The sequence below is a fragment of the Pseudoduganella sp. UC29_106 genome, from assembly GCF_044055365.1.
Taxonomy (GTDB): Bacteria; Pseudomonadota; Gammaproteobacteria; order Burkholderiales; family Burkholderiaceae_D; genus Rugamonas.
This window is the reverse complement of record NZ_CP171977.1, coordinates 7,065,074-7,079,840: the sequence shown is the minus strand read 5'-3', so window position 1 is coordinate 7,079,840 and position 14,767 is coordinate 7,065,074. Positions and strand designations below refer to the sequence as shown.

The window sequence follows — 14,767 nt, the reverse complement described above, 5'->3', positions numbered from 1 at the left end:
CAATGGGAACGGCACTCATTGTTGGCGCCTCGCGCGGCATCGGCCATGAACTGGTGCGCCAGTACCTGGCCGAAGGCTGGCGCGTGATCGCCACTGCCCGCAAGAAGGAAGACTGCGACATGCTGGCGGAGATGGGTGCCGAACCCCACAAGCTGGACGTAACCAACGTGGAAGCCGTGGCGGGACTGGGCTGGAAGCTGGATGGCGAACATCTCGATGTCGCCATCCTGAACGCCGGCGTGTACGGCCCCAAGTCCGAAGGCTTCCCGATGCAAAGCGATTTCGACGCGGTCATGCACACCAATGTGCTGGCCGCGATGCGCCTGCTGCCGATCATCGCGCCGATGGTCTGCCTGGCGCGCGGCAAGCTGGCGGTAATGTCCTCGCGCATGGGCTCCCTGAGCTCGCGCACGCATCCCAATGGCACGCTGTACCGCGCCAGCAAGGCGGCCCTGAATTCCGTACTGATCGATACCGCGCTGACGTTTGGCGCGCGGGGCGCCACCTGCGTTGCGCTGCACCCGGGCTGGGTGCGCACCGACATGGGCGGCTCCGGCGCCGACCTCTCCGTCGAAGAAAGCGCGCGCGGCATCCGCAAGACCCTGGCAAGCCTGCCCCCCTCCGACCAGGCCGTCTACCGAGACTACGACGGCACTCCCATCCCCTGGTAAGCCATTTAGGGGTCAGGCACGAAATGGGACGGGGGCGCCGAGCCATGAGCTCACCTAAAACAAGGATAAACATGATTCTGAACGAAGAACACCAGATGATCCGCGACGCGCTGCGCGCATTTTCCCAGGATCGGCTGGCGCCCAACGCGGGCCGCTGGGACAAGGAACACTACTTCCCGAAGGACGAGCTGAAAGAGCTGGCGGCGCTGGGCGCCTTCGGCGTCGCCGTGCCGGAGGAACTGGGCGGCGCGGGACTGGATTACGTGTCGCTGGCCCTGGTGCTGGAGGAAATCGCGGCGGGCGATGGCGGCACCTCCACCATCATTTCGGTCAACAACTGCCCCGTCTGCAGCATCGGCATGATGTACGCGAACGCCGAGCAGAAGGAGCGCTTCCTGCGCCCGCTGGCACAGGGCGAAATGCTGGGCGCCTTTGCGCTGACCGAGCCGCACACCGGCAGCGACGCCGCCGCGCTGCGCACCACGGCGACGCTGGATGGCAATGAATACGTCATCAACGGCACCAAGCAGTTCATCACCTCCGGCAAGCACGCCGACGTGGCGATCGTCTTTGCCGTGACCGACAAGGCGGCCGGCAAGAGAAGGCATCAGCGCCTTCTGGGTGCCGACGTCGGCGCCCGGCTATATCGTGGCGGGCATCGAGCACAAGATGGGCCAGCATTCTTCCGACACGGCACAGATCCTGTTCGAGAACTGCCGCGTGCCGGCGGCGAACATGATTGGCGAGCCGGGGCAGGGCTACAAGATTGCCTTGTCTGGCCTGGAAGGCGGCCGCATCGGCATCGCTTCGCAGTCCGTCGGCATGGCGCGCTCCGCGTTTGAAGCGGCGCTGAAGTACGCCCGCGAACGCGAATCGTTCGGCAAGCCCATCTTCGAGCACCAATCGGTGCAGTTCAAGCTGTCCGAGATGGCCATGCAGATCGAAGCCGCCCGCCAGCTGATCTGGCACGCCGCCGCGCTGAAGGACGCCGGCCAGCCCTGCCTGAAAGAAGCCGCGATGGCCAAGCTGTTCGCCTCCGAAATGGCGGAGCGCGTGTGCTCGGACGCCATCCAGATCCACGGCGGCTACGGCTACACCGCCGACTTCCCGGTCGAGCGCATCTACCGCGACGTGCGCGTCTGCCAGATCTATGAAGGCACCAGCGACATCCAGAAGCTCCTCATCGCCCGCGCCCTCTGACTTAAGTTCGGGGTCAGCTCTGTCATTCGGACACGAGCCCAGCTATCCAATGGCTGAGGCCGTGTCCGAATGACAGAGCTGACCCCGAATTTGTCGCAAATTTGTATTCGATTGTCAGAATCATTCCGCAGGTAATCCGCAAACTGCCGGCGCATATAAAATGTCCGGTGGAGAAGGAGATTCGAATGGTTCAAGTAATGCTGGTGGAAGACGATCCGCGCCTGGCCGATCTGGTCACGGAGTACCTGGCGGGTTATGAATTCAAGGTGGACGTGGTCAGCCGCGGCGATGAGGCGCTGCAGCGCTTCAAGGCGAAGCCGGCGGACATCGTCGTGCTCGACCTGATGCTGCCCGGCCTGGATGGCATGGAAGTGGCCCGCCAGCTGCGCGAGATCAGCGAAGTGCCCATCCTGGTGATGACCGCGCGCGAAGATTCCTACGATGAAGTGTCCCTGCTGGAGCAGGGCGCGGACGATTTCATCAACAAGCCGGTGCAGCCGCGCGTGCTGCTGGCCCGCCTGCGCGCCCTGCTGCGCCGCGTGGCCACCAAGGGCGATCCGGAACTGCTGACCTTTGGCTCCCTGACCATCGCCATCAGCGACCGCAGCGTGACCTGGCGCGGCGAGCAGTGTCTGCTAAGCAATACCGAATACAAGCTGCTGCTGACGCTGGCCGAGTCGGCCGGTACCGTGCTGTCGCGCGATGCGCTGTTGCGCAAGATGCGCGGCATCGAGTTCGACGGCATGGACCGCAGCATCGACAACAGCATTTCCAAGCTGCGCCGCAAGTTCGACGATACCGATTCGGAAAAGATCAAGACCGTCTGGGGCGAAGGCTACCTCTTCTCGCCCTCCGCCTGGAATTAGTCGTAAAGAGGCGCCAGCGCCAGCGGCGGGAAGTGTGAGACGACCTGGCCGCTGGCCGGCCAGTCCGCAAAGCGGTAAGTGACCGTGCGGAAACCGGCGCCCGCCTCGCCATCAAACGCCGGACCATCTACGGACGGCAGCAGCGTCTCACGCCCGCCATCGCGCACCAGCACCTGGGCTTCGGCCTTCTTCACATAGACAAAGCGCACGCCCACGCATTTCTTCGCGCTGTAGGCGCCATTCACGAAGCGCTGGTACTGCAGCGCCTGGTCGCAGGCCGCGCGCAGTTCATTCGCCTCATAGGCCCCGTCGGCGCGCACCGCCAGCGACAGCCGCGGCTGGATATTGAACAGGCTGGCCTTGCGGTTCAGCGCCAGCACGGCGTTTTCATCATAAGCCGCCTTCAGCAGCGGGAAGCTGGTGCGCCCGGCCGGGTCCAGCGGCAGGTTGAGCTGGACGGTCTTGCCGTTCAGGGACAGCGATACTCCATCCAGCGACGTGGCCGCATCGCGCGGACTCAGCTGGAAGTGCATCTGGAGCAGGTTCTTCGGTTTGCCGTATTTGGCAAAGACCACCATCGCCTTGTAGGCGTCGCGGTAGCTGACCCACTCCCCGTCCTGCGCCAGCGCGGCGCAGCCGTGCCCGCCAAGCCCGAGGGCCAGCAGTACGGTGGGAATAAGGGTCTTGGTTTTCATCAGAATCGGTAAGCGAGTGCCGTGGACACAGTCACGTTGGTCGGCCGCTCCACGAGCGGGCTGGCTTTGGCGTCGCCCAGCAGGCGGTTCACCTGCATGCCGGTGGTCAGCATCCACGAGGGGCTCAGCGACCAGTTCCAGCGCGCGCCAATATGCGCATCCTGAACGCCGCCGTTCGCTTCGTAGGCGCCCAGGCTGTTGCGTTCGTTTTCGAGTCTGGACACGCCGAAATAGGCGTTGTTATAGGCACGGTTAACCACCGTGACGCCGGCCGACACCACCAGCGAATGGTGGGCGGCCAGTTCCGGCATCATGTATTGCAGGTCCGCGCGCCAGCGCAGGCCATTCTTGTCGTTGCCGGCGCCATACAGCAGGCTGTTGTTCAGGCGCAGGCGTGGCGTGAGGTAGTAATTGAAGAAGCCGCCGTACAGCAGGCGGGTGCTGATCACGTCCATGCCCTCCAGCCGGTTCGAGCTCTTGCGCGCGCCGCCGCCGGGCACGATGCCGCCAGGCGGCAGGACGGTGTTAATCAGCGCGCCGCCCGAGCCATCGCCCACGCCGCCGATGCCGCCGCCCATGCCATCCTCGTCGCGCCGCGGCGCAATGGTCAGCAGCGGGCCGTATTCGATCGATGGATCGCTGGACAGGTGCATGCCCGCGCCCAGTCCGGACACAAATATCCCGTTGCTCCACTGTATTTGCAGCACTGGCAGGGCAACCGTTTTGTTATGGCGAGCGCCGTCATACCGCGGTTGGTACTGGGCGCCCAGGCCCACATACATATCGCGGCTCCCATCCGGCATCGGATTAGTGGCCGGGGTTTGCGCTGCTACAGAACCGCAAGCGCCGGCAATGGCGAAAACGAGAAACTTGTGCATAGGAGCGGTGGTCGGTTAAGAATGCTCGCCATTTTATCGGTTCGCCTTCTTGTTCCGGCAAAAATGCTCATTGCTTAATAAAGACTACATCCCCTTCAATCTTGTCCAGCACCACCATGTCCATCGGCTGGGTGATCGCCGCGATGCACAGCACGGTCGGACCCGAATAGTCCCTTTCCGTGTAGTAGGCGTTGACTTTGCCGGCGCGGACTTCCACCTTGTCGATCGTTGCGCCGATACAGCCGCCGGGACGGTTGCCCAGGAAGACGCCCAGCACCATCTGGCGCGTGAAGTCGATCTTCGGCGCGGCCGGCGGATCGCTACGATATTGGTAGTGGGCGCTCCACAGCTTGAGGAAGCTGTCCGGATCGCGCACGGCCACGTTCAGGGGCGAAGTCAGGCCGGAAAAGCCCTCACGCAGCAGGGGCTGGGTGGCGGCCACGCCATCCTTGGGCAGGAATTCGATCTGCTCGACCTTGTGCGTGCTGCCCAGGCCAAGGTCGGCCTTGTCCAGGTTCTGCAGCATGGTGTCGAACATGGAACGCATGGCAGTGTTGCTGCAGCTGGTCTGGGGACCGGCGATGCTGTCGTTGCTGGTGCACTGCACCTCGGTCGCCGTGCGGCCGTACAGGGTGCGGCTGTAGCCCATGTCCGGGCAATTGCCCTGTTTATCCCAGAACACCTGCTTGTCGTCGATGATAAACAGGCGGTTGCGGATATCGCTGCAGCTGGCGCCGCGCGCCAGCTTGATGAATTCGTCGCGGCTCAGCGCGGTAGGGGCAGGTTCACCGACAGCGATGCCGGACACGCCGGCCGCCTGCAAAGGGCCCATGCCGCCGTCGTTGCCGCCGCCGCAAGCGGCCAGCAGCAGCGCGAACGCCACAGGCAGGCAGTATTCGAGTTGTCGCATGATGGGTCCTCCTTGTTATTGCCGCCATCGTACGATTTAACCGAAGGTAAATCCGCCCCGAACTTTAGGCTTTTTGTCGCAAATTTGTAGGTTTGACACGGGTCCAGTGTGTTTCAAATACAATGTTGGCCCATGAACCGCCTGTTCTTCCGCTTCTTCGTGCTGGTGCTGCTGTCCATTAGCGCGGCGGCGTTCATTGTCTATTTCACCATTAACCGGCTGTTCGGCGCCCCCCTGGACAACATTGCCCGCCGCCAGGCGTCGGCCCAGATTTTCCTTTTGGAGCAGTACGTTGACCAGGCGCCGGCCGACCAGTGGCTGGAACGCCTGAACAAGGTGCGCGAAGTATCGGACGTGCGCTATGAGCTGGTACCCCTGTCCGCGGTGCGCAGCCGCCTGCAGGGCCACGAGGCCCGCGCCTTCGAGCAGGGCGAGCTGGTGCTGGACGTGGACCAGAAAGCCTTCTACCGCCGCGTGGACCTGAACGGCCAGCGCTATATCGGCAGCGAGGAGGAGGCGCTGACGGCATCCAACCTTCCCATCGATATCGGCTTTGCCATGCAGCTGGAAACGGTGCGCTATGTGATCGTGGCGCTGGTGCTGCTGGTGCCGATCGGTTTCTGGTCACGCGCGCACTGGCGCAGCCTGCAGCAGCTTTCCAGCGTGGCGGACCGCTTCGGCGCCGGCGAGCTGACGGCCCGCGCCCGCATGCAGCCGCGCGACAGCGTCTATCCCCTGGCCGAACGCATCGACCATATGGCCGACCGCATCGAACGCCTGCTGGCGGCGCAGCGCAACCTGCTGCATTCGGTATCGCACGAGATCCGCACGCCGATCGCGCGGCTGGAGTTCGCGCTGGAACTGCTGCGCGATGCGGCGGACGATCCGGCGCTGTCAAAACGCATCGATGGCATGGAGGGCGACCTGACCGAGCTGAAAGAACTGGTCAACGAACTGCTGGGCATGGCGCGTCTCGATGCCGGGCAAGCCCTGCAGCGCCAGCCTTTCGCGCTGGAACCGGCCCTGCGGCAATGTATGGCCGCGCTGCCGCCCTCCGCCATCCCGCTCGATGCCGAACTCGCGCCCGCCCTTGGCGAGATTGAGGCGGACCAGCGGCTGCTGCTGCGCGCTGTGGGCAACCTGCTGCGTAATGCGCTGAAATACGCGAACGGTGCGGTCCGCCTGAGCGCTCAGCGCGCAGACGCGGATGGTACCGTGCGCATTGTGGTCGAGGATGACGGCCCCGGCATCCCGGAGGACGAGCGCGAGCGCATCTTCGAGCCCTTCTACCGCCTGGACCGCAGCCGCGACCGCAGCACGGGCGGCTTTGGCCTGGGCCTGTCAATTGCATCGAAGGCCGTGACCCTGCACGGCGGCACCTTGTTGGTGGACGCCTCGCCGCTGGGCGGCGCCCGCTTCACGCTCACCTTGCCCTCCTAGCAGGCGTTGCGCGTGTGCAGGCGCTTGGGCGCCTTGCCCTGTTCGCCGCGCGATACGCGTTCGAATTCCGAAATTACCTGGGCGCCGAACAGCAGCAGCGTGGCGCCAATTTCCAGGCTGAACATCACCACAATGGCCGTGGTCAGCGAACCGTACACGATGTTCACCTTGGATAAGGTCGTGAAATACCAGACCAGCACGTGCCGCGCGATTTCCCACAGCACGGTGGCCGTCACGCCGCCGATCAGGGCGTGCGACCAGGACAGGCGTCCCACGGGCATCACGAGGTAAATCGAGCTCAGCATGAGCACTTCGCCCACGATGCCCAGCAGGTAGAGCAGCGCACCGGACAGGCCGTGCAGCGACCAGTCATAGCCGAACAGGCGGACGTATCGGTGCCGATCACCTGCAGGCCGCCCGCCACCAGCGTCACTACCATCACGCCCACGCCCAGCGACAGGATATAGCAGTAAGGCAGCAGGGCCGACACCAGGTAGTGCCGCCGCCGCGTCGCCACGCGGTGCAGGAAAATCACGCTCATGGCGTTTTCCAGCACGGTGAAGGCGAGGGAACTGAAGAACAGCATGGTCAGCACCAGGACCCAACCGACCAGTTCGCGGTGGTCGAGGAAGTGGCCCACTTCGGCCACGATGGCTTTCGATTGCCCGGGCACCAGCCATTCGAGGTAGTGGCCGATCGTAGAGAGCAGCTCTTCCTGCTCGAATACATGGGATAGCGCCACCACGACCAGCATCAGCAGCGGGACGATGGACAGCAGGGAGTAATAGGCCACGGCGCCGGCCAGCAGCAACCCCTGGTTTGCCCGAAATCCTTTCAGGCATTGCAGCGTGAAGTCCAGGGGATGCGCCAGCACGTGGGCAACAGCCTTGTGCTTGAGCATGCGCATGGGCCCATTCTACACATTAGGCGGGGTCAGACCCCGACATTACACTACGGCAGCTTCCAGCAGGGTAATGGTCTGGCGTTCGGTATCCAGGCGGGCGCGGATGCCCATGGGAATGGTGAACTGGTTGCGGATGTGGCCGAAGGAATAGCCGGTCACGGCCGGGATGTGCAGCGGCTTCAGGTGCTGGTCGGTGGTTTCGTCCAGCGTCAGCGAAATATCGGAATCCTGCGGACCGCAATTCTCGCAAATGCCCAGCATGATGGCCGACGCATTCTGCAAGCCCAGCGACAGATGCAGCTGCATCATCATGCGGTCGATACGGTAGGGCGCCTCGTTCACTTCTTCGAGGAACAGGACGCCCTTGCGGAAGTCGCCGGCATACGGCGTGCCGGCCAGCGCGCTGACCAGGCACATATTGCCGCCGATCAGGGGGCCTTCGGCCACGCCCGGCACCACGGTGCGCAGCGCGTATTGCGGCTCTTCCTCAGCCTTGCGGCTGTTTTCGACCGCCATTGGAATCGTATATTCCTCTTCAGGCCGCATCAGCACGTTGAGCAGATGCGTGACCGAATAATCGGACATGGTGGAGGAAGCCACCGGTCCGTGGAAGGTCACCAGACCGGCGTGCTTGTGGATCGCCAGGTGCAGGGCCGTGATGTCGGAATATCCGATCAGGATCTTGGGGTTGTTGCGGATCAGCTTGTAATCCAGGTGTTCCAGCAGCTGGATGCAGCCGGAGCCGCCGCGGATCGCCCAGATCGCCTTGACCTCGCGGTCGGCGAACATGGCGTGCAGGTCATCCAGGCGCTGCTGGGGCAGGCCGCCGTAGTTACCGTAGACGGCTTCCAGGTTCTTGCCCAGCTTGACCTTGAAACCCAGGGATTCAATGTTCTGGATGGCCTTCGCGATGGAAGGCGCACTCGTGTGGCCGCCGGGGGCGACCAGGCCGATCGTGTCGCCCGGCAGCAGGCGGGGCGGTTTGATCAGGCCGGTGTGATTCATGTGAGGCTTTCGTTTCCTGGAACGAGCGGCTGCCGCCGGAAGGGCGGCAGCTGCGAGGGCGGCCGCGGCGAGGCGGCCGAATGTCCGTCTGGAGATCAGAAGAACTTGTACTTCAGGGTGAACACCAGCGAGCGCCCGCGCGGGTCGGCTACACGGGGATCCCAGCCCGCACCCACCACTTCGTCCACGTTGTGGGCGGTAAATGGCGGATCGGTGTCGAACAGGTTCTGGATGCCGACGGTGATCGTCGTGTTCTTGAAGCCCGTGTACGTACCGGACAGGTCGTACTTGGTGTAGTGGTGAACACGCGGATCGAAGCCTGGCGGAGGCGTACCCTTGCCGCCGTTCGGCACCTGGTCGTTGTAGCCGGTCGAGTAGCGCTGCATCAGCAGGCCGCTCCAGTCGCCGCGCGACACGGTCAGGCTGGCGGTGTGCTTCCAGCGCAGGTACACGTCGCGGGTGCTGAACTGGCTTACCAGTTCCTTCAGCGGCTGGCCTTCGAATTCGGCGAACTTGAAGCTGTCGATGTAGGTGCCGTCCAGTGCGGCCGCATACTTGTAGCCGCTGTAGTTGCCGTCGTAGCGCAGGCCCAGGTCGATACCGCGGGTCTTCAGGCCGGCGGCATTGATCCAGCCAGCTTCCACGTGGTCGATGATGCCGGTGTTCGGATCACGGATGATGTACTGGTTCAGGTACTGGTAGTTCTGCAGCACGATTTGCGGCGTGCGGTTCAGGATACGGTCCTTGATGTTGATAGCCCACCAGTCGATCGAGGCCGTGAAGTTCTTGAACGGCTCGATCACCATGCCTGCGGTGCCCTGCTTCGAGGTTTCCGGCTTCAGGTTCGGGTTGCCGCCGGTGTTGTAGTTCAGGCGCGGAATGGCGCAGAAGGCCGGGTCGCCAGGGTGCTTGGCGCAGCCTTCCTGGTCGATGATGCCGTTCGGCAGTTCCTGCGACAGGCGGCCGGCGTACAGCTGGGTGAAGCTCGGCGCCAGGAAGCCCTTGTTGGCCGAACCGCGGAACAGCAGCCAGTTCTTCGGCTGGTAGCGGAAGGCGACTTTCGGATTGGTGGTGGCGCCGATCAGGCTGTAGTTGTCGCGGCGTACGGCCAGCTGCACTTCCAGGTCCTTCATCACTGGAACGATGGCTTCGGCATAGACGGCGCGGATGTAGCGGCTGGCCTTGTCCAGGTTGGCGTTACCCGGCGACAGCAGGATCTTGGTCGCATCCACGTCGGCGGCGAACTCGTAGGTTTCCTTGCGCAGGTCGAAGCCCGCTGCCACCGACACGGCGCCGGCCGGCAGTTGGAACACTTCACCGGAGATCGAGCCGTCCAGCTGGGTGGTGGTGGTGCGGCCGTGCTGGAAGGCGCCAACGTACTTGGTGGCCTCGATCGCCTGCATTGCATCGGCGGTCTGGGACTGGCCCGGCGCCAGCCATGGGTTGACCTTGCCGCTGCCCAGCAGGGAATAGATCTTGTCGGTCCAGCCGTAGCCGTCCACCAGGTCGACCTGCGCCTTGCTGGCGGACTTGGACAGGCCCAGCTTATAGTCGTACTTGCCGAGCAAGGTGCCTTCCGCTGCCACCAGGCCGCGGTAGTTTTCCAGCGTGAAGTCCTGGGTACGGTTGCCCCACGGGTTCGCGCGCCACTTGTAGATGATCGGCTTGGTCGTGTCGAAGGACGGGATGTACTGCTTCAGGCTCTGGTAGTACGGGCCGTTGACCGGGTAGGCATTGCCGTTCGCCAGCGAAGTGGAAATCTGCACCGGGGTCAGCTCGGCCGTGGTGTCGGTCTTCGAGGCCAGCACTTCAACATAGACCTTGTGGTCGTCATTGATCTTGAAGGTGCCGCGCGACACGGCGTTGGTGCGCTCGGTCGGGAAGGACATCACATAGTCCGCGCCGTAGTCATAGGCGCAGGAGTACTTGGTGCGGGTAATCGGAGTGACGTTGGTCCACAGCTCGCTGGCGTACTGCGACATGCCCGGAATGGAGTCGCACTTGCCTTGCAGGCTCAGCAGGCCAGCCTGCAGATAGGTCGTGTTATCGCCAGGCACCTTGAAGGGAGTCAGTGCCGTGCCGGTACCGGACAGGATGTTGGCGTATGGGGTGCCGGTGGTGTCCGGCGACAGGCCGCGCGAAGGCTGGTAGCCGTTGGCGAAGTCGCGCTGGCTGGAGGCCAGCTTGTCGTTCACGTCGCGGGTCACGGCGGCCATGATGTTCCAGCCGTCCGCATTCAGGTCGCCCATGCCGCCCAGCAGGGAGTAGCGGCGGGTCATGCCGCCGCCGTGCTCGGTGCCGTTCAGGGTGGTGGAAGCTTCCAGGCCTTTGTAATCGGTTTTCAGGATGAAGTTGATCACGCCGCCGATCGCATCGGTACCGTAGATTGCGGAGGCGCCGTCTTTCAGGATTTCCACGCGCTGGATGGCGCCCAGTGGAATGGAGTTCAGGTCGACTGCCTTGCCGCTGCCGCCGTTATTGCCCAGGCGGCGGCCATTCAGCAGCACCAGGGTCGCGTTCGGGCCCAGGCCGCGCAGCGAAGCGAAGGCTGCGCCGCCGGAAGTACGGTCGGCGTCGGCGCCGAAGACGTTGTTGCCGGAGGTCGGGTTGTCGGCGCCCGTGCCGTTGGCGGAGATCAGCTTCACCAGCTCCTCAGTGCTGGAGATGCCGGCCTTCTGGATGGTATCGAAGGTGATGGTCTGCACCGGCAGCGCGCCTTCCTTGGCAACGCGCTTGATGCTGGAACCGGTAATTTCCACTCGCTGGACTTGCTGAGCAACTTCCTGCGCCATTACAGGACTAACAACACCAATCAGCGCAATCAGATGCGCAAGCTTCTTTACCTTCACAGGGTCTCTCCCAATTAAATTTGTAACCGTCTTAAGCGGCCAGTGGTGGGCAATGTCATGGGCATTGCTCTTCTTGGCTTATGCAGGTTATCCCGGTGGAAAACTTGCCTGCCAATGAAAATTACTGCGCAGACTATAACTTTATGTAATGAAAAGGCGCGTATTCTAGCGGACGGCGCCTTTAGTAGCAGCCACACGCGCTTGTTGATCGATATCAACATACCGCCAATTAGTTAATTCGACGGGGTGGCGCTTGTAGTTTTTTAGCCACGGTTGCTGGATATCCGCGGAGATGGGGTGAATTATCAGCACCCAGGGGTTATAGGCCTGGATCAGCTGGGACAACTCTTTGTAAATCTTCTGGCGCTCCGGGCCATCGCTGAGCTTGCGGGCGTGCTCATAGCGCTGGTTATATTCCGGCAAGTTGAAGCGCGCGTAATTGGCGCGGCCGCTGTTGGGACCGTACAACAGCTGGAAGAAGTTATCGCCGTCCGGGAAGTCGGCAATCCAGTTGGTTTCGAACATCTGGACCTTGCCCAGGCGCGAAGCCTTGATGATTTCCGTCTTCTTGTCGGACTTGAAGGTGACGTTCAGGCCGATGGCGTTCAGGTTCTTGCGCCACAGCTCGTCGCGCAGGCGGCCCACCGTGGTCGGCTCGGTGTGCATGGTCAGCATGAGCGGGCTGCCGTCCGGCCTGGTGCGGAAGCCATCCTTGCCGACGCGGTAGCCGAAGCGGTCCAGCAGGGCCCGGGCCAGCGCCGGGTCATACTGCACGGGGCTGCGGTAAGCGGGGTCATAACCCAGCACATTGGGGGGCAGCGGCGACTGGGCGGGGATGGCCAGGCCCTTCTTCAGCAGGGCGATGTCCTCCGGGCTGTTATAACCCAGTGCTATGGCCCGGCGCAGGGCAACTTTCTCTTTGCTGTAGCCGCCGATGACCGGGTCTTCCATGTTCATCCACATGTAGTAGGTCTGCAGCACGGGGAAGGGCGTGAACACCATGCCGCGCCGCGCCAGTTCCGGCTTCAGCACGGGCTTGCCGGAGGTCGGGTCGAGCACCATGTCGCGCATGGATTCGGGCACCTGCTCGATGTAGTCGAATTCGCCGTTCAGGAAGCCCAGCACGCGCGACTGGTATTCCTCCATGATCTTGACCTCGACCTTGTCCACCTGCGGCAGCTTGTGGCCCTGGTAGCTTTGCTGGTAGTTCGGGTTGGCGGCCAGGGTGATCTTGTCGCTGCGCTTCCATTCCTCGATGGCGAAGGGACCACTGCCGACCGGGTGGTTGCCCATCTGCAGGCCGTAGGCTTCGGCCACCTCGCGCGCGACGGCGCCCGTGGCAGGCAGGGCCATGTAGAACAGGAAGCTCGGATCGGGGGCCTTCAGCTTGATGCGCAAGGTATATTTGTCGACGGCTTGCAGCCCTTCGATGTTCCTGTCGTAGCTGAACTTGCCGTTTTTATACGCTTCATCGCCGGCCAGCTTGTCTTCGAACATGAAGAGCCAGGGCGATTTCAGGCTGGGGTCGTACAGGCGCTTGATGCTGTAGACGTAATCGGCGGCGGTGACTTCGCGCTTCTTGCCGTTGAAGGCCGGGTCATCGCTGAAGAACATGCCTGGCTTGACCTGGAAGGTCCAGACTGTGCCCGTGGCGTCGCTGGTCGGCAGCGTTCGCGCAGAACTGGGGGCCAGCTTCACGGGACGTGCATCGTAGTCATAGCGCAGCAGGGGGTCGAACAGGTTTTCCAGCAGGCTCAGGCTGGCAAGGTCGGATGCCACGGCCGGGTCGAGACCGGTTTCGCCGGTGGAGAGGAAGGCGTGAAGGACTTTGGACGGGCTTGCGGCGTCCACCCTGGCGTCGGCTGCGCTCGCGACGGCGGGTACGAAACAAGCGGCGATGGCCAGCGCGGCGATCGGATTCCAGAGTCTCTTCATTGCTAGTCCTTATGGTTGCGGCGCAGAGCATACGGCAGCGCCGCGCGCCGCGCCAGTGAATTCCATCCCGCCGCTTATAACTTTTTTACATGCCTGACCTGCATAGTTTCATCAGCACATCCTATACTTTGCCTTCAAAATTCAACTAAACCATATTCGCTGCAGGCAATTCATGTCACTCAATTACATCTGGTCCGGCTTCTTTCTGGTAGGTTTCGCGGCGGCGCTGGCGCAGTGGCTGTTATTGGGCGATACGGAGATTTTCAAGAAGATCATCGATGGCACTTTCGAGACCGCCAAGGTCGGCGTGATGGACATCGCCCTGCCGCTGGCCGGCGTGATGACGCTGTGGCTGGGCATCATGAACATCGGCGAGAAGGCGGGCGCCGTTGGCTGGCTGGCGAAAATCATCTCGCCCTTCTTCTCGCGCATTTTCCCCGAAGTGCCGAAGGACCACCCGGCCACCGGCCATATGGTGATGAACTTCTCCGCCAACCTGCTGGGCCTCGACAACGCCGCCACCCCCTTTGGCCTGAAGGCGATGGAAAGCCTGCAGACGCTGAATCCGAACAAGGATGAAGCCAGCAATGCCCAGATCATGTTCCTCGTGCTGCATACGTCCGGCCTGACGCTGATCCCCTTGGCCATCATGGCGCAGCGCTCCATCCTTGGCGCGGCCGACCCGTCGGACGTTTTCATTCCCTGCCTGATCGCGACTTATGTGGCGACCGTGGCGGGCATCATCGCGGTATCGATCCGCCAGCGCATCAATCTGTTCGACAGCGTTGTCCTCAGCTGGCTGGGCGGCATGACGGCGGCCATTGGCGGCATGGTCTACTACTTCACCAATTATTTGTCGCGCACCGAGATCGAAGTCGTGTCGAAGGTGGTGAGCAATCTGATCCTGATCATGATCATCGCGGTCTTCATTATCGGCGCACTGCGCAAGAAGGTGAATGTGTACGAAGCCTTCATCGAGGGCGCGAAAGGCGGCATCCAGACATCGCTGACCGTGATTCCTTACCTGGTCGGCATGCTGGTGGCGATCAGCGTGATCCGCAACGCCGGCGTGTTCACCCTGATCACGGACGCATTCGCCTGGCTATTCAACGCCATGGGACTGCGCACCGACTTCGTACCGTCGCTGCCGGTCGCGCTGATGAAGCCTTTCAGCGGCAGCGGTTCCCGTGCGATGATGATCGATGCGATGAAAACCTATGGTCCGGATTCCTTCGTGGGGCGCCTGGCCTGTGTCTTCCAGGGCTCGGCCGATACTACCTTCTACATCGTCGCGCTGTACTTTGGTTCTGTGGGCATCCGCAAGACGCGCTATGCGATTTCCTGCGGCATGATCGCCGACTTCGCCGGCATCCTGGCCGCGATTGGCGTGGCCTACCTGTTCTTCGGTTAAAGG

At 62.7% G+C, this 14,767-nt stretch carries 10 protein-coding genes and 2 pseudogenes; 5 read left to right on the top strand and 7 right to left on the bottom strand.

Going from position 1 to position 14,767, the window contains the following annotated elements:
* Nucleotides 1-2 precede the first annotated feature (2 nt).
* The 3 genes and pseudogenes from ACHMW6_RS35170 to ACHMW6_RS35160 all read left to right on the top strand — a co-directional run bounded on the left by ACHMW6_RS35170 (nt 3) and on the right by ACHMW6_RS35160 (nt 2,737).
* Entirely contained in the window at nt 3-671 is a 669-nt protein-coding gene (locus ACHMW6_RS35170) for an SDR family oxidoreductase (protein WP_395404244.1), read from the top strand.
* A gap of 71 nt (nt 672-742) precedes the next feature.
* Nucleotides 743-1,871 (top strand): annotated as a pseudogene (locus ACHMW6_RS35165) (acyl-CoA dehydrogenase family protein).
* A gap of 185 nt (nt 1,872-2,056) precedes the next feature.
* The gene (locus ACHMW6_RS35160) at nt 2,057-2,737 is read left to right on the top strand and encodes a response regulator (RefSeq protein WP_395404242.1); all 681 of its coding nucleotides are present in this window, start codon (nt 2,057-2,059) and stop codon (nt 2,735-2,737) included.
* Here the strand turns inward: ACHMW6_RS35160 and ACHMW6_RS35155 are convergent.
* The 3 genes from ACHMW6_RS35155 to ACHMW6_RS35145 form a co-directional block, all read right to left on the bottom strand.
* A complete protein-coding gene (locus ACHMW6_RS35155) occupies nt 2,734-3,432 on the bottom strand; it encodes a hypothetical protein (protein WP_395404241.1) in 699 nt (232 codons plus the stop codon). The two genes, ACHMW6_RS35160 and ACHMW6_RS35155, sit on opposite strands and share 4 nt — an antisense overlap.
* Nucleotides 3,432-4,214, bottom strand: a complete 783-nt coding sequence (locus ACHMW6_RS35150) for a MipA/OmpV family protein (protein ID WP_395408789.1) — start codon at nt 4,212-4,214, stop codon at nt 3,432-3,434. Before ACHMW6_RS35150 ends, ACHMW6_RS35155 begins: the two co-directional genes overlap by 1 nt.
* A 163-nt stretch (nt 4,215-4,377) precedes the next feature.
* On the bottom strand, nt 4,378-5,220 hold the full coding sequence (locus tag ACHMW6_RS35145) for a hypothetical protein (RefSeq protein ID WP_395404239.1): 843 nt from the start codon (nt 5,218-5,220) through the stop codon (nt 4,378-4,380).
* 132 nt (nt 5,221-5,352) lie between these two features.
* Between ACHMW6_RS35145 and ACHMW6_RS35140 the strand changes: the two genes are divergently transcribed.
* Nucleotides 5,353-6,660, top strand: a complete 1,308-nt coding sequence (locus ACHMW6_RS35140; RefSeq protein WP_395404237.1) for an ATP-binding protein — start codon at nt 5,353-5,355, stop codon at nt 6,658-6,660.
* On the opposite strand, the pseudogene ACHMW6_RS35135 reads toward ACHMW6_RS35140, so the two are convergent.
* From ACHMW6_RS35135 to ACHMW6_RS35120, 4 genes and pseudogenes are all read right to left on the bottom strand, one after another.
* A pseudogene (locus ACHMW6_RS35135) lies at nt 6,657-7,561 on the bottom strand (YihY/virulence factor BrkB family protein). The gene ACHMW6_RS35140 and the pseudogene ACHMW6_RS35135 sit on opposite strands and share 4 nt — an antisense overlap.
* A gap of 45 nt (nt 7,562-7,606) precedes the next feature.
* On the bottom strand, nt 7,607-8,569 hold the full coding sequence (locus tag ACHMW6_RS35130) for an LD-carboxypeptidase (RefSeq protein ID WP_395404235.1): 963 nt from the start codon (nt 8,567-8,569) through the stop codon (nt 7,607-7,609).
* A gap of 95 nt (nt 8,570-8,664) precedes the next feature.
* Complete coding sequence (locus tag ACHMW6_RS35125) at nt 8,665-11,418, bottom strand: TonB-dependent receptor (RefSeq protein WP_395404233.1); 2,754 nt, start codon at nt 11,416-11,418, stop codon at nt 8,665-8,667.
* A gap of 165 nt (nt 11,419-11,583) precedes the next feature.
* On the bottom strand, nt 11,584-13,353 hold the full coding sequence (locus ACHMW6_RS35120) for an ABC transporter substrate-binding protein (protein ID WP_395404231.1): 1,770 nt from the start codon (nt 13,351-13,353) through the stop codon (nt 11,584-11,586).
* A gap of 172 nt (nt 13,354-13,525) precedes the next feature.
* On the opposite strand from ACHMW6_RS35120, the gene ACHMW6_RS35115 reads away from it, so the two are divergent.
* On the top strand, nt 13,526-14,764 hold the full coding sequence (locus ACHMW6_RS35115) for a nucleoside recognition domain-containing protein (RefSeq protein WP_395404229.1): 1,239 nt from the start codon (nt 13,526-13,528) through the stop codon (nt 14,762-14,764).
* Nucleotides 14,765-14,767: the final 3 nt, after the last annotated feature.

Coding starts and splice junctions, on each gene's coding strand:
- ACHMW6_RS35170 (WP_395404244.1), top strand. CDS start 3: ATGGGAACGGCACTCATTGTTGGCGCCTCGCGCGGCATCGGCCATGAA.
- ACHMW6_RS35145 (WP_395404239.1), bottom strand. CDS start 5,220: ATGCGACAACTCGAATACTGCCTGCCTGTGGCGTTCGCGCTGCTGCTG.
- ACHMW6_RS35140 (WP_395404237.1), top strand. CDS start 5,353: ATGAACCGCCTGTTCTTCCGCTTCTTCGTGCTGGTGCTGCTGTCCATT.
- ACHMW6_RS35130 (WP_395404235.1), bottom strand. CDS start 8,569: ATGAATCACACCGGCCTGATCAAACCGCCCCGCCTGCTGCCGGGCGAC.
- ACHMW6_RS35155 (WP_395404241.1), bottom strand. CDS start 3,432: ATGAAAACCAAGACCCTTATTCCCACCGTACTGCTGGCCCTCGGGCTT.
- ACHMW6_RS35150 (WP_395408789.1), bottom strand. CDS start 4,214: ATGTATGTGGGCCTGGGCGCCCAGTACCAACCGCGGTATGACGGCGCT.
- ACHMW6_RS35115 (WP_395404229.1), top strand. CDS start 13,526: ATGTCACTCAATTACATCTGGTCCGGCTTCTTTCTGGTAGGTTTCGCG.
- ACHMW6_RS35120 (WP_395404231.1), bottom strand. CDS start 13,353: ATGAAGAGACTCTGGAATCCGATCGCCGCGCTGGCCATCGCCGCTTGT.
- ACHMW6_RS35160 (WP_395404242.1), top strand. CDS start 2,057: ATGGTTCAAGTAATGCTGGTGGAAGACGATCCGCGCCTGGCCGATCTG.